This is a genomic window from Candidatus Pantoea soli, from assembly GCF_007833795.1.
GTDB classification, from domain to species: Bacteria; Pseudomonadota; Gammaproteobacteria; order Enterobacterales; family Enterobacteriaceae; genus Pantoea; species Pantoea soli.
In genome coordinates, this window is record NZ_CP032702.1 from 658093 (window position 1) to 670265 (window position 12173).

10 protein-coding genes and 1 other annotated feature are annotated in these 12173 nt (G+C 57.2%); of the genes, 9 read left to right on the forward strand and 1 reads right to left on the reverse strand.

Features of this window, described 5'->3' with window-relative positions; all coding sequences use genetic code 11:
- Window positions 1-14: 14 nt before the first annotated feature.
- The 5 genes from D8B20_RS03010 to thrC all read left to right on the forward strand — a co-directional run bounded on the left by D8B20_RS03010 (window position 15) and on the right by thrC (window position 5743).
- Complete coding sequence (locus D8B20_RS03010) at window positions 15-719, forward strand: tRNA/rRNA methyltransferase (RefSeq protein ID WP_145886981.1); 705 nt, start codon at window positions 15-17, stop codon at window positions 717-719.
- 186 nt (window positions 720-905) lie between these two features.
- The gene (thrL, locus tag D8B20_RS21715) at window positions 906-977 is read left to right on the forward strand and encodes a thr operon leader peptide (RefSeq protein WP_128601299.1); all 72 of its coding nucleotides are present in this window, start codon (window positions 906-908) and stop codon (window positions 975-977) included.
- Window positions 913-1035: a sequence feature (Thr leader region), on the forward strand. It overlaps the preceding gene by 65 nt.
- Window positions 1036-1061: 26 nt before the next feature.
- Window positions 1062-3524, forward strand: coding sequence for a bifunctional aspartate kinase/homoserine dehydrogenase I (gene thrA, locus D8B20_RS03020; protein WP_145886983.1), 2463 nt, complete (start codon window positions 1062-1064; stop codon window positions 3522-3524).
- Window positions 3525-3526: 2 nt separating this feature from the next.
- Window positions 3527-4456 carry a homoserine kinase gene (gene thrB / locus D8B20_RS03025; RefSeq protein ID WP_145890373.1) on the forward strand — a complete coding sequence of 310 codons (930 nt, stop codon included), beginning with the start codon at window positions 3527-3529 and terminating at the stop codon, window positions 4454-4456.
- A 3-nt stretch (window positions 4457-4459) separates the two neighbouring features.
- Window positions 4460-5743 (forward strand): threonine synthase, encoded by a 1284-nt coding sequence (thrC, locus tag D8B20_RS03030; protein ID WP_145886985.1) that lies wholly within the window; start codon window positions 4460-4462, stop codon window positions 5741-5743.
- A 100-nt stretch (window positions 5744-5843) separates the two neighbouring features.
- Here thrC and yaaA read toward each other — a convergent pair whose 3' ends face one another.
- On the reverse strand, window positions 5844-6617 hold the full coding sequence (gene yaaA / locus D8B20_RS03035) for a peroxide stress protein YaaA (RefSeq protein ID WP_145886987.1): 774 nt from the start codon (window positions 6615-6617) through the stop codon (window positions 5844-5846).
- A gap of 214 nt (window positions 6618-6831) precedes the next feature.
- Between yaaA and tal the strand changes: the two genes are divergently transcribed.
- The 4 genes from tal (at window position 6832) to dnaK (ending at window position 12119) form a co-directional block, all read left to right on the forward strand.
- Window positions 6832-7785 (forward strand): transaldolase, encoded by a 954-nt coding sequence (tal, locus tag D8B20_RS03040; protein ID WP_145886989.1) that lies wholly within the window; start codon window positions 6832-6834, stop codon window positions 7783-7785.
- Between the two features lie 122 nt (window positions 7786-7907).
- Entirely contained in the window at window positions 7908-8495 is a 588-nt protein-coding gene (gene mog, locus D8B20_RS03045) for a molybdopterin adenylyltransferase (RefSeq protein WP_145886991.1), read from the forward strand.
- Between the two features lie 110 nt (window positions 8496-8605).
- Window positions 8606-9916: an MFS transporter gene (locus D8B20_RS03050; RefSeq protein WP_145886993.1), complete on the forward strand. Its 1311-nt coding sequence runs from the start codon at window positions 8606-8608 to the stop codon at window positions 9914-9916.
- A gap of 292 nt (window positions 9917-10208) precedes the next feature.
- Window positions 10209-12119: a molecular chaperone DnaK gene (gene dnaK, locus D8B20_RS03055; RefSeq protein WP_145886995.1), complete on the forward strand. Its 1911-nt coding sequence runs from the start codon at window positions 10209-10211 to the stop codon at window positions 12117-12119.
- Window positions 12120-12173 lie beyond the last annotated feature (54 nt).

Sequence of the window (12173 nt, forward strand, 5' to 3'; positions counted from 1 at the left end):
ACGATGGAAAAATCATGCATTTCCCCCTGATCCTTGTTTCACCTGCGCGCCCGGAAAATATCGGTGCGGCAGCCCGCGCCATGAAAACCATGGGCTTTAGCGAACTGCGCATTGTGGCCAGCGATGCCTGGCAGGACCCGGCCGCGCGACGCGTGGCCCACGGTGCCGGTGAGATTCTCGATAACCTGAAAACCTATGCCACGCTGAGCGAGGCGCTGGCAGATGTGGATTTCTCCGTGGCAACCACGGCACGCAGCCGGGCGAAATTCCGTTACTACGCTACGCCGCAGCAGGTGGAAAACATTCTGCAGGAGAAACGGCAGTGGCTGAGCCGTATTGCGCTGGTGTTTGGCCGTGAAGACAGCGGACTGACCAACGATGAGCTGGAGCAGGTGGATTTGCTCACCGGCATTCCCATGGCCAGTGACTATCCCTCTCTCAATCTCGGCCAGGCGGTGATGGTGTATTGCTATCAGCTCTCTGCGCTGAATCAGGTGGCTGCCGCGCCGGCGGAAGCGGCAAATCAGCCTCAGCTGCAGGCGCTGCGTCAGCGTTTTCATCAGCTGCTGGTCACGCTGGAAGTCAGTGATGATGTGAAAATGGCGGACTGGATCGATCAGCGTATCGGCCTGCTGGAGCAGCGCGACAGCGCCATGCTGCACCGTTTACTGCATGACGTAGAAAAAAAACTTATAGATAATTGCTCGGAGAAATCCTGAGTTTGCAGTGTGTGATCGGGTATCACTGCCTCAGCGTGAACGATCGCGATGCCATTTTCCGTCACAGGCGCAGTAGTGCGCAGCAACAACAACAACGGGCTAAGACAAATTCGTTGACTTAACGTGCGGTTTGCTTTACTTCTGGAAGGCAGACGGACAAGACAAAGACAGACAGAAAAAATCTCAATGCGTAATCACAGCCTGAACACCACCATTATTATTACCACCACCATTACCACAGGTAACGGTGCGGGCTGACGCATACAGGAAAAACAAAAAAAGAAGCCCGCACCTTACCAGTGCGGGCTTTTTTTTCGGCAAAAATTCAGGAGAGCTTCAACCATGCGAGTGCTGAAATTCGGCGGGACCTCGGTAGCCAATGCGGAACGTTTTCTCCGCGTGGCGGATATTCTGGAAAGCAATGCGCAACAGGGACAGGTCGCCACCGTACTCTCTGCGCCGGCCAAAATCACCAATCACCTGGTGGCAATGATTGAAAAAACCATCAGCGGCCAGGATGCCGTGCCGAATATCAGCGACGCCGAACGTATTTTTGCCGAACTGCTGCAGGGTCTGGCCGCAGCGCAGCCGGGCTTTGATTATGAGGGCCTGAAAACCCGCGTGGAGCTGGAGTTTGCCCAGCTGAAACAGGTGCTGCACGGCATCAGCCTGCTGGGCCAGTGCCCGGATGCGGTCAACGCCGGCATCATCTGTCGCGGAGAAAAGCTCTCAATTGCCATTATGGAAGCGCTGCTGCAGGCGCGCGGCCACAAGGTTACGGTGATTGATCCGGTTGAGAAACTGCTGGCGGTCGGCCATTACCTGGAGTCCACCGTGGATATCGCGGAGTCCACGCGCCGTATCGCTGCCAGCCAGATCCCGGCTGATCATATGATTCTGATGGCGGGCTTTACCGCCGGCAATGAGAAGGGCGAACTGGTGGTGCTGGGCCGCAACGGCTCTGACTACTCCGCCGCGGTGCTGGCTGCCTGCCTGCGTGCCGACTGCTGTGAAATCTGGACCGACGTCGACGGCGTCTATACCTGCGATCCACGCCAGGTACCGGATGCGCGTCTGCTGAAGTCGATGTCTTATCAGGAGGCGATGGAGCTCTCCTATTTCGGTGCCAAAGTGCTGCATCCGCGCACTATTGCGCCTATCGCCCGCTTCCAGATTCCGTGCCTGATCAAAAACACGGCCAATCCGCAGGCGCCCGGCACGCTGATTGGCGGCGAAGCCGGCACCGATGAAAGCCCGGTAAAAGGCATCACCAATCTCAACAACATGGCGATGTTTAACGTCTCCGGGCCGGGCATGAAAGGCATGGTCGGCATGGCGGCACGCGTGTTCGCTGCCATGTCTCGCACCGGCATCTCCGTGGTGCTGATTACGCAATCCTCTTCAGAATACAGCATCAGCTTCTGCGTGCCGCAGAGCGAGCAGGCGCGGGCGCGCCGCGTGCTGGAAGAGGAGTTCTACCTTGAGCTGAAAGATGGTCTGCTGGATCCGCTCGACGTGCTGGAGCAACTGGCGGTGATTTCCGTGGTGGGTGACGGCATGCGCACGCTGCGCGGTATCTCAGCCAAATTCTTCTCTGCACTGGCACGCGCCAACATCAACATTGTGGCGATTGCGCAGGGCTCTTCTGAGCGCTCCATTTCGGTGGTGGTCAGTAATGATGACGCCACGACCGGCGTGCGGGTGGTTCACCAGATGCTGTTTGCTACCGATCAGGTGATTGAAGTGTTCGTGGTCGGCGTGGGCGGCGTGGGCGGTGCTCTGCTGGATCAGCTCTACCGTCAGCAGAGCTGGCTGAAGGGCAAGCATATCGATTTGCGCGTGTGCGGCATTGCCAACTCACGCGCGCTGCTGACCAACGTGCACGGCATTGACCTCAGCAACTGGAAGGCCGGACTGGACGAAGCCAAAGAGCCGTTTAATCTGGGCCGCCTGATTCGGCTGGTGAAAGAGTATCATCTGCTCAACCCGGTGATTGTTGACTGCACCTCCAGCCAGGCGGTGGCCGATCAGTATGCGGACTTCCTCGCGGAAGGTTTCCACGTGGTCACGCCGAATAAAAAAGCCAACACCTCTTCGTGGAATTACTATCAGCAGATGCGCGCTGCCGCCGCCAAATCGCGGCGTAAATTCCTCTATGACACGAACGTTGGCGCAGGTCTGCCGGTGATTGAGAACCTGCAAAACCTGCTGAATGCCGGCGATGAGCTGATTAAATTCTCCGGTATCCTCTCCGGCTCGCTCTCCTTTATTTTCGGCAAGCTGGATGAGGGCGTCTCGCTTTCAGAAGCCACGCGGCTGGCGCGCGAACTGGGCTTTACCGAGCCGGATCCGCGTGACGATCTTTCCGGCACCGATGTGGCCCGCAAGCTGCTGATTCTGGCGCGTGAAGCGGGCCATCAGCTGGAGCTGAGCGACATTGAGATTGAGCCATTATTGCCGGACAGTCTCACCGCGCTGCACGATACAGAACAGTTTATGGCACGTCTGCCAGAGCTGGATAACGCCATTGCCGCGCGCGTTGCCAAAGCGCGCGATGAGGGTAAAGTGTTACGCTTCGTCGGCGTCATTGAAGAGGGCGGCGCGTGCAAGGTGAAGATCGAGGCTGTGGATAGCAACGATCCGCTGTACAAAGTGAAAAATGGCGAGAACGCGCTGGCGTTTTACAGCCGCTACTATCAGCCCATCCCGCTGGTTCTGCGGGGGTATGGTGCCGGTAATGATGTGACCGCGGCGGGCGTGTTTGCCGATCTGCTGCGGACGCTGTCATGGAAGTTGGGAGTGTGATGATGGTAAAAATTTATGCACCGGCCTCGATAGGTAACGTCAGCGTCGGCTTTGATGTGCTGGGCGCGGCGGTGTCGCCGGTGGATGGGACGCTGCTGGGTGATTGCGTTACGGTGGTGGCTGCCGATCGTTTTAGCCTGGAAAACACCGGCCGCTTTGTCAGCAAGCTGCCCCCCAACCCGCAGGAGAATATCGTTTACCAGTGCTGGGAACGTTTCTGCCAGGCGATTGGCAAACAGGTTCCCGTTGCCATGACGCTGGAAAAGAACATGCCTATTGGCTCCGGCCTCGGCTCCAGCGCCTGCTCGGTGGTGGCCGGGCTGATGGCAATGAATGAGTTTTGCGGCAAGCCGCTGGACGATACCGCGCTGCTGGCGCTGATGGGCGAGCTGGAGGGCCGTATCTCCGGCAGCGTGCATTACGACAACGTGGCACCCTGCTTCCTTGGCGGCGTGCAGCTGATGATCGAAGAAAACGGAATTATCAGCCAGGACGTGCCGTGCTTTGATGACTGGCTGTGGGTGATGGCATATCCGGGGATTAAGGTTTCCACTGCCGAAGCGCGGGCGATTCTGCCGGCGCAGTACCGCAAGCAGGATGTCATCAAACATGGCCGTCTGCTGGCAGGCTTCATTCACGCCTGCCATACCCGCCAGCCTGCGCTGGCGGCTAAACTGATGCAGGATGTGGTCGCCGAACCCTATCGCACAAAACTGCTGCCGGGCTTTGCGGCAGCGCGTGACGCCGCCGCCGATATTGGCGCACTGGCCTGCGGGATTTCGGGTTCCGGCCCGACACTTTTCGCCGTTTGCAATGAGCAGGCAACGGCACAGCGGATGGCCGACTGGCTGAGCCAGCACTATCTGCAGAACGATGAAGGTTTCGTCCATATCTGCCGTCTTGATACGGCTGGCGCACGTAAATTGGGATAACGCATGAAACTCTACAACCTTAAAGATCACAACGAGCAGGTGAGCTTTTCTCAGGCCGTTAAACAGGGCCTGGGTTCGCAGCAGGGCCTGTTCTTTCCGCTGGAACTGCCGGAATTTGAACTGACAGACATCGATGCGATGCTGGAGATGGATTTCGTCAGCCGCAGCAGCAAAATCCTTTCGGCGTATATCGGTGATGAGATTGCGGCGCATCAGCTGGCTGAGCGCGTTAAAAATGCCTTCACCTTCCCGGCGCCGGTCACCCAGGTCAGCGATGATGTAGCCTGCCTGGAGCTGTTCCATGGCCCGACGCTGGCCTTTAAAGACTTCGGCGGCCGGTTTATGGCGCAGATGCTGTCTTACGTTTCCGGTGCTGACGAGCAGATCACCATCCTGACCGCGACCTCCGGGGATACCGGGGCGGCGGTCGCCCATGCGTTCTACGGCATGGAAAATGTGCGCGTGGTGATCCTCTATCCGCAGGGCAAAATCAGTCCGCTGCAGGAGAAACTGTTCTGTACGCTGGGCGGCAATATCGAAACCATCGCCGTTGAAGGCGACTTTGACGCCTGTCAGGCGCTGGTGAAGCAGGCATTTGACGACGAAGAGCTGAAAAAGACGATCGGCCTGAACTCCGCCAACTCAATCAATATCAGCCGTCTGCTGGCACAGATTTGCTACTATTTTGAAGCCGTGGCACAGCTGCCGCAGGAAAAACGCAATCAGCTGGTGGTCTCGGTGCCCAGCGGCAACTTTGGCGACCTGACCGCGGGCCTGCTGGCGAAGTCGCTGGGGCTGCCGATCAAGCGCTTTATTGCCGCGACCAACGCCAACGACACCGTGCCGCGCTTCCTCGGCAACGGCGAGTGGCAGCCAAATGCTACCGTGGCGACGCTCTCCAATGCCATGGACGTCAGCCAGCCGAACAACTGGCCGCGCGTGGAGGAGCTGTTCCGCCGCAAAACCTGGCGTCTGACCGATCTGGCTTACGGCGCAGTTACAGATGAAACCACGCGTGCCACCGTGCGTGAGCTGGCAGACATCGGCTATATCTCTGAACCGCATGCCGCCATCGCTTACCGCCTGCTGCGTGATAACCTGCAGGAAGGGGAGTTCGGCCTGTTCCTCGGCACCGCCCATCCGGCGAAGTTCAAAGAGAGCGTGGAAGAGATTCTGCAGCAGACGCTGCCGCTGCCTGAAGCGCTGGCTGAGCGGGCCGATCTGCCGCTGCTGTCGCACCACCTGCCGGCGGATTTCGCCCGGCTGCGGACATTTTTGCTGAAGTAAAACAGAAACGGACTGAGGCATCAGTCCGTTTTTTTTGCGACGCGCGTGAGCTGCGGCAAAAACGCGCAACAGCGTGCGCCGCAACCATCAACGCCTGAGGTTATTGCTCGCGGCGTTTAAACACCAGCTCCGTGTCCGTGCTTTCTGCCGCATCAAAGACATAGCCATCCACATCAAACTGCTTCAGCTGCTCCGGCTGCGTCAGGCGCTGCTGAATGATATAGCGGCTCATCAGACCGCGCGCTTTCTTGGCATAGAAGCTGATAACCTTAAATTTCCCGTTTTTCTCATCAAGGAAGACCGGTTTGATCAGCTGGCCGTTCAGCTGCTTCGGCTTGATCGCTTTGAAATATTCGTCGGAGGCGAGATTAATCAGCACGTCATCGCCCTGTTCGGCCAGCGCGGCGTTCAGGGCGGTGGTGAGCTGGTCGCCCCAGAAGCTGTAAAGGTCTTTCCCGGCCGGGTTGGCCAGCCTGATGCCCATCTCCAGACGATACGGCTGCATTAAATCGAGCGGGCGCAGCACGCCATACAGGCCGGAGAGCATACGCAGGTGCTGCTGCGCAAACGTAAAGTCCGCTTCGCTGAAGGTCTCTGCCTGCAGGCCGGTATACACATCGCCTTTAAAGGCCAGAATCGCCTGGCGCGCATTATCAGGGGTAAAAGGTGGCTGCCACTGGTTGAAGCGTTCGGCATTGAGATGCGCCAGCTTGTCACTGATGCTCATCAGCGAGGCAATCTGCGCCGGTGAAAGATCGCGCGCAACCTCGATAAGCTGTTGTGATTTTTCTAACAGCGCAGGCTGGGTAAAACGTTGGGTTGCCAGCGGACTTTCATAGTCCAGCGTCTTTGCTGGCGAGATAACCATCAGCATCGTGTATGACCTCGTTGACCCGCTGGTTTATCAGGGGATTAAACGGAAAAAGATGGCGCCGAGTGTAGCAAAAAAGCTGCACGGATCGGCAAATCGCTCTCATCAGCTGGCGCTATCGTAAAGGGCACACCGTGATATTGCGCCACTTCGCTTGCGTGATATTATCGCCACAGCCTTTTACACCCTGACAGTCAACCTAAGAGAAAAGAGAACCATGACGGACAAACTTACTTCCTTGCGTCAGCTGACTACCGTGGTTGCCGATACCGGCGATATCGCGGCGATGAAACTTTATCAGCCGCAGGATGCCACGACGAACCCTTCTTTGATCCTCAACGCCGCTCAAATCCCTGAATACCGCAAACTGATTGACGAAGCCATTACCTGGGCACGTCAGCAGAGCAGCAACAAAGAAGAGCAGCTGGCGCTGGTTTCTGACAAGCTGGCCGTCAACATTGGTCTGGAAATTCTCAAACTGATCCCTGGCCGCATCTCCACCGAAGTGGATGCGCGTCTCTCCTATGACACCGAAGCCAGCATCGCGAAAGCGCGTAGCCTGATCAAACTCTACAATGATGCCGGTATCAGCAACGATCGTATCCTGATCAAACTGGCATCCACCTGGCAGGGGATTCGTGCGGCGGAGCAGCTGGAAAAAGAGGGGATCAACTGTAACCTGACGCTGCTGTTCTCCTTCGCTCAGGCGCGTGCCTGCGCCGAAGCGGGCGTGTTCCTGATTTCGCCGTTTGTCGGCCGTATTCTCGACTGGTACAAGCAGAACACCGATAAGAAAGAGTATGCAGCGCATGAAGATCCGGGCGTGGTTTCCGTCTCTGAGATCTACAACTACTACAAGCAGCACGGTTATGAGACCGTGGTCATGGGCGCCAGCTTCCGTAACGTGGGCGAAATCATTGAGCTGGCCGGCTGCGACCGTCTGACCATCTCCCCGGCGCTGCTGAAAGAGCTGGCAGAAAGCGAAGGCAGCGTGGAGCGCAAGCTGAGCTACAGCGGTGAAGTGAAAGCGCGTCCGGCAAAAATGACCGAAGCGGAATTCCTGTGGCAGCACAACCAGGATCCGATGGCGGTCACCAAGCTGGCAGAAGGTATCCGCAACTTTGCGGTTGACCAGGGCAAGCTTGAGAAAATGATCGCCGAACTGCTGTAAGGTGATACGCCGTGGCGACCGCTGGTGGCCACGGTTTTCGCTTTTTCCCCGCGCGTTGTATTATCCTTCTCTGCATGCTCTCTTCATCTCACCGCCCTGCGGTTAACCACAGCGATAATTCTATGGATACAGTACGTATTGGCTTAATTTCCGTTTCCGATCGCGCCGCTAACGGCATTTATCAGGATCAGGGCATTCCGGCCCTTGAGCGCTGGCTGGCCTCGGCCCTTGCCACGCCGTTTGAAATTGAAACCCGGCTGGTGCCGGATGAGCAGCCGATGATCGAACAGGCCATTTGCGAACTGGTGGACGAACGGTTCTGCCACCTGGTGCTGACCACCGGCGGCACCGGCCCGGCGCGGCGCGACGTTACCCCGGACGCCACCTTAGCGGTCGCCGACCGTGAAATGCCGGGGTTTGGTGAACAGATGCGCCAGATCAGCCTGCAGTTTGTGCCGACGGCAATTCTGTCGCGTCAGGTTGGCGTGATTCGCAAACAGTCGCTGATCCTCAATCTGCCGGGCCAGCCGAAATCGATTCAGGAGACGCTGGAAGGGCTGAAAACCGAAGACGGCACGGTGCGCGTACCGGGTATCTTTGCCGCTGTACCGTATTGTTTACAATTACTCGACGGCCCCTACGTGGAAACGCATCGTGAAGTGGTAGCAGCATTTCGCCCGAAAAGCGCACGCCGGGAAACAAATGACTGAAAATCGCCCTTTTCAGGCATAAAATCCAGCCTGACTGGTGTGGTGAAAGTTTGACGGTATAGTAACTCCAGCTTTACAACAACAATACCGACTCTGGAAACCACACCGTTATGGACACCGTGACAACACGACACCTCAACCGACAGGATTACAAGACTCTGTCGCTGGCGGCCCTGGGCGGGGCGCTGGAATTCTACGATTTCATCATCTTTGTGTTCTTTGCCGCAGTGATTGGCGAACTGTTCTTTCCGGCGGACATGCCGGAATGGCTGCGCCAGGTGCAGACCTTCGCGATCTTTGCTGCCGGCTATCTGGCCCGTCCGCTGGGCGGCATTATCATGGCGCACTTTGGCGATAAAGCAGGGCGCAAAAAGATGTTCAGCCTGAGTATCCTGCTGATGGCGCTGCCTACGCTGGCCATGGGCGCACTGCCAGACTATGACAGCATTGGCCTTGCTGCACCGCTACTGATGCTGCTGATGCGTATGCTGCAGGGCGCGGCAATCGGGGGGGAAGTGCCTGGCGCGTGGGTCTTCGTGGCTGAACATGTGCCGGAAAAGCGCACGGGTTTCGCCTGCGGTACGCTGACCGCCGGGCTCACCGCCGGCATTTTGCTCGGTTCGCTGGTGGCAACGGTGCTGAATACCACGCTCTCGCCGGAAGCGATCCGCGCCTATGGCTGGCGCATTCCATTCTTTCTTGGCGGCCTGTTTGGCCTGCTGGCGATGTATCTGCGCCGCTGGCTGCATGAAACACCGGTGTTTCGCCAGATGCAGCAGCGCAAAGCGCTGTCCGGGGCACTGCCGCTGCATACCATTTTCGCCCGTCATAAACGCAGTATCGTGCTTTCCATGCTGCTGACGTGGCTGCTTTCTGCCTGCATTGTGGTAGTGATTCTGATGGCCCCCACGCTGATGCAGAAACAGCACGGTATTCCGGCTGCGCTCAGCCTGCAGGCCAATAGCGTGGCCACCGTGATGCTGCTGGCAGGCTGCATTATTGCGGGGTGGATCGTTGACCGTGCTGGCGCCGCGCGCACGCTGATGGCCGGTTGCCTGCTGCTGGCGCTGTGCAGCTGGAACTTCTTTCATCAGCTCGACGGCAGTCCCGCGCTGCTGTTTATCTGGTATGGCCTGGCCGGCCTGAGCGTCGGCGTCGTGGGCGTCGTGCCGCTGGTGATGGTCCGCGCCTTCCCGGCGGCAGTACGCTTTACCGGCCTCTCTTTTTCCTACAACGTGGCCTACGCCATTTTTGGCGGACTGACGCCAGTCTGCGTCACGCTCATGCTGCGTTACACCCCGATGGCCGCCGCCTGGTATGTGGTGGCGCTGGCGCTGGCGGGAATGCTGGCTGGCGTGTGGCTGTGGCGTGACAGCCGTCAGGCCAGTGCCCGGCTGGATGTCTCGCTGCACTCTTCCTGATGCTATGCGGGGCCATGCGGTCCCGCCTTTTTCCCCGGCCAGTTACCCGCCTGCGGCCTGATATCCAGCCTGGCAGTGCCATCAGATCGGGTAGTTAATCGCGGCGGATGAACAATTCAAAAATTTTTTTAGTTTTAACCCTTGATGCGCTTCGAAGCGGCCCCATTTAGTTGTCATCGAGCGTTGTGAGGCAGCAAAAAAAAGCCTGCTTCAGCAGTTGAAAGTGGTCAGAGAGACCGCACATCTGCTTCACAACCCAAACTAACTAAGAATTTAAGTGGGAGACGTTTAGATGGGTAAGATTATTGGTATTGACCTGGGTACAACCAACTCATGTGTGGCGATTATGGACGGTGGTAAAGCACGTGTGCTTGAAAACGCCGAAGGCGATCGCACCACGCCGTCAATCATTGCATATACCGGGGATGGCGAAACACTGGTCGGTCAACCGGCTAAACGTCAGGCGGTAACAAACCCGCAGAATACCCTGTTTGCTATCAAACGCCTGATTGGTCGTCGTTTCCAGGACGAAGAAGTACAGCGCGATATCAAAATCATGCCGTACAAAATCATCGGTTCTGATAACGGTGACGCGTGGCTGGATGTGAAAGGCCAGAAAATGGCACCGCCGCAGATTTCTGCAGAAGTGCTGAAAAAGATGAAGAAAACCGCGGAAGATTTCCTCGGTGAGCCAGTGACTGAAGCGGTCATCACGGTTCCGGCTTACTTTAACGATGCGCAGCGTCAGGCAACCAAAGATGCCGGCCGTATCGCGGGTCTGGACGTGAAACGCATCATCAACGAACCCACGGCAGCGGCGCTGGCGTACGGCCTGGATAAAGGCCAGGGTAACCGCACCATCGCGGTTTATGACCTGGGCGGCGGTACCTTTGATATCTCCATCATTGAAATTGATGATGTTGACGGCGAAAAAACCTTCGAAGTACTGGCAACCAACGGTGATACCCACCTGGGTGGTGAAGACTTCGACAGCCGTCTGATTAACTATCTGGTTGCAGAGTTCAAGAAAGATCAGGGCATCGATCTGCACAACGATCCGCTGGCAATGCAGCGCCTGAAAGAAGCCGCAGAGAAAGCGAAAATCGAACTCTCTTCTGCGCAGCAGACCGACGTAAACCTGCCTTACATCACGGCAGACGCGACCGGTCCTAAGCACCTGAACATCAAAGTGACCCGCGCAAAACTGGAGTCACTGGTAGAAGATCTGGTTACCCGTTCAATTGAGCCGCTGAAAGTGGCGCTGCAGGATGCCGGACTGTCTGTCTCTGACATCAATGATGTCATCCTGGTGGGTGGTCAGACGCGTATGCCAATGGTTCAGGCGAAAGTGTCTGAGTTCTTCGGCAAAGAGCCGCGCAAAGACGTTAACCCGGATGAAGCCGTTGCTGTAGGCGCTGCGGTTCAGGGTGGTGTACTGGCCGGTGACGTGAAAGACGTTCTGCTGCTGGACGTGACCCCGCTGTCTCTGGGTATCGAAACCATGGGCGGCGTAATGACTGCGCTGATCAACAAGAACACCACGATTCCGACCAAGCACAGCCAGGTGTTCTCAACGGCGGAAGATAACCAGTCAGCTGTGACCATTCACGTGCTGCAGGGTGAGCGTAAGCGCTCCAGCGATAACAAATCTCTGGGCCAGTTCAACCTTGATGGTATTCAGCCGGCGCCACGCGGTATGCCACAGATCGAAGTTACCTTCGACATCGATGCTGACGGTATTCTGCACGTGTCTGCGAAAGACAAGAACAGCGGCAAAGAGCAGAAAATCACCATCAAAGCCTCTTCCGGTCTGAACGAGGAAGAGATCGAAAAAATGGTTCGTGACGCGGAAGCTAACGCCGAGTCTGACCGTAAATTCGAAGAGCTGGTGCAGACGCGCAACCAGGGCGACCAGATTGCGCACAGCACCCGCAAGCAGCTGGATGAAGCGGGTGACAAACTGTCAGCGGAAGACAAAGCACCTATCGAATCTGCGCTGACCGAGCTGAACACCGCGCTGAAAGGCGAAGATAAAGCGGAAATCGAAGCCAAAATGCAGGCGCTGATGGAAGTGTCCAGCAAGCTGATGGAACTGGCGCAGCAGCAGGCACAGGCGGGCGCCGCCGATGCAGGTGATGCGTCAGCGAAGAAAGATGACGACGTTGTCGACGCTGAATTCGAAGAAGTGAAAGACAAAAAATAATTGCCCCTGACCGGGCGCGACGGCTGGCCTGACAGCCGTTGAAACCAGCACGGG

What these genes read in the sequence shown, in the direction of transcription:
- thrA (WP_145886983.1), top strand. Translation starts at nt 1,062, where the DNA reads ATGCGAGTGCTGAAATTCGGCGGGACCTCGGTAGCCAATGCGGAACGT.
- yaaA (WP_145886987.1), bottom strand. Translation starts at nt 6,617, where the DNA reads ATGCTGATGGTTATCTCGCCAGCAAAGACGCTGGACTATGAAAGTCCG.
- mog (WP_145886991.1), top strand. Translation starts at nt 7,908, where the DNA reads ATGGATACAGTACGTATTGGCTTAATTTCCGTTTCCGATCGCGCCGCT.
- D8B20_RS03050 (WP_145886993.1), top strand. Translation starts at nt 8,606, where the DNA reads ATGGACACCGTGACAACACGACACCTCAACCGACAGGATTACAAGACT.
- tal (WP_145886989.1), top strand. Translation starts at nt 6,832, where the DNA reads ATGACGGACAAACTTACTTCCTTGCGTCAGCTGACTACCGTGGTTGCC.
- thrC (WP_145886985.1), top strand. Translation starts at nt 4,460, where the DNA reads ATGAAACTCTACAACCTTAAAGATCACAACGAGCAGGTGAGCTTTTCT.
- D8B20_RS03010 (WP_145886981.1), top strand. Translation starts at nt 15, where the DNA reads ATGCATTTCCCCCTGATCCTTGTTTCACCTGCGCGCCCGGAAAATATC.
- thrB (WP_145890373.1), top strand. Translation starts at nt 3,527, where the DNA reads ATGGTAAAAATTTATGCACCGGCCTCGATAGGTAACGTCAGCGTCGGC.
- dnaK (WP_145886995.1), top strand. Translation starts at nt 10,209, where the DNA reads ATGGGTAAGATTATTGGTATTGACCTGGGTACAACCAACTCATGTGTG.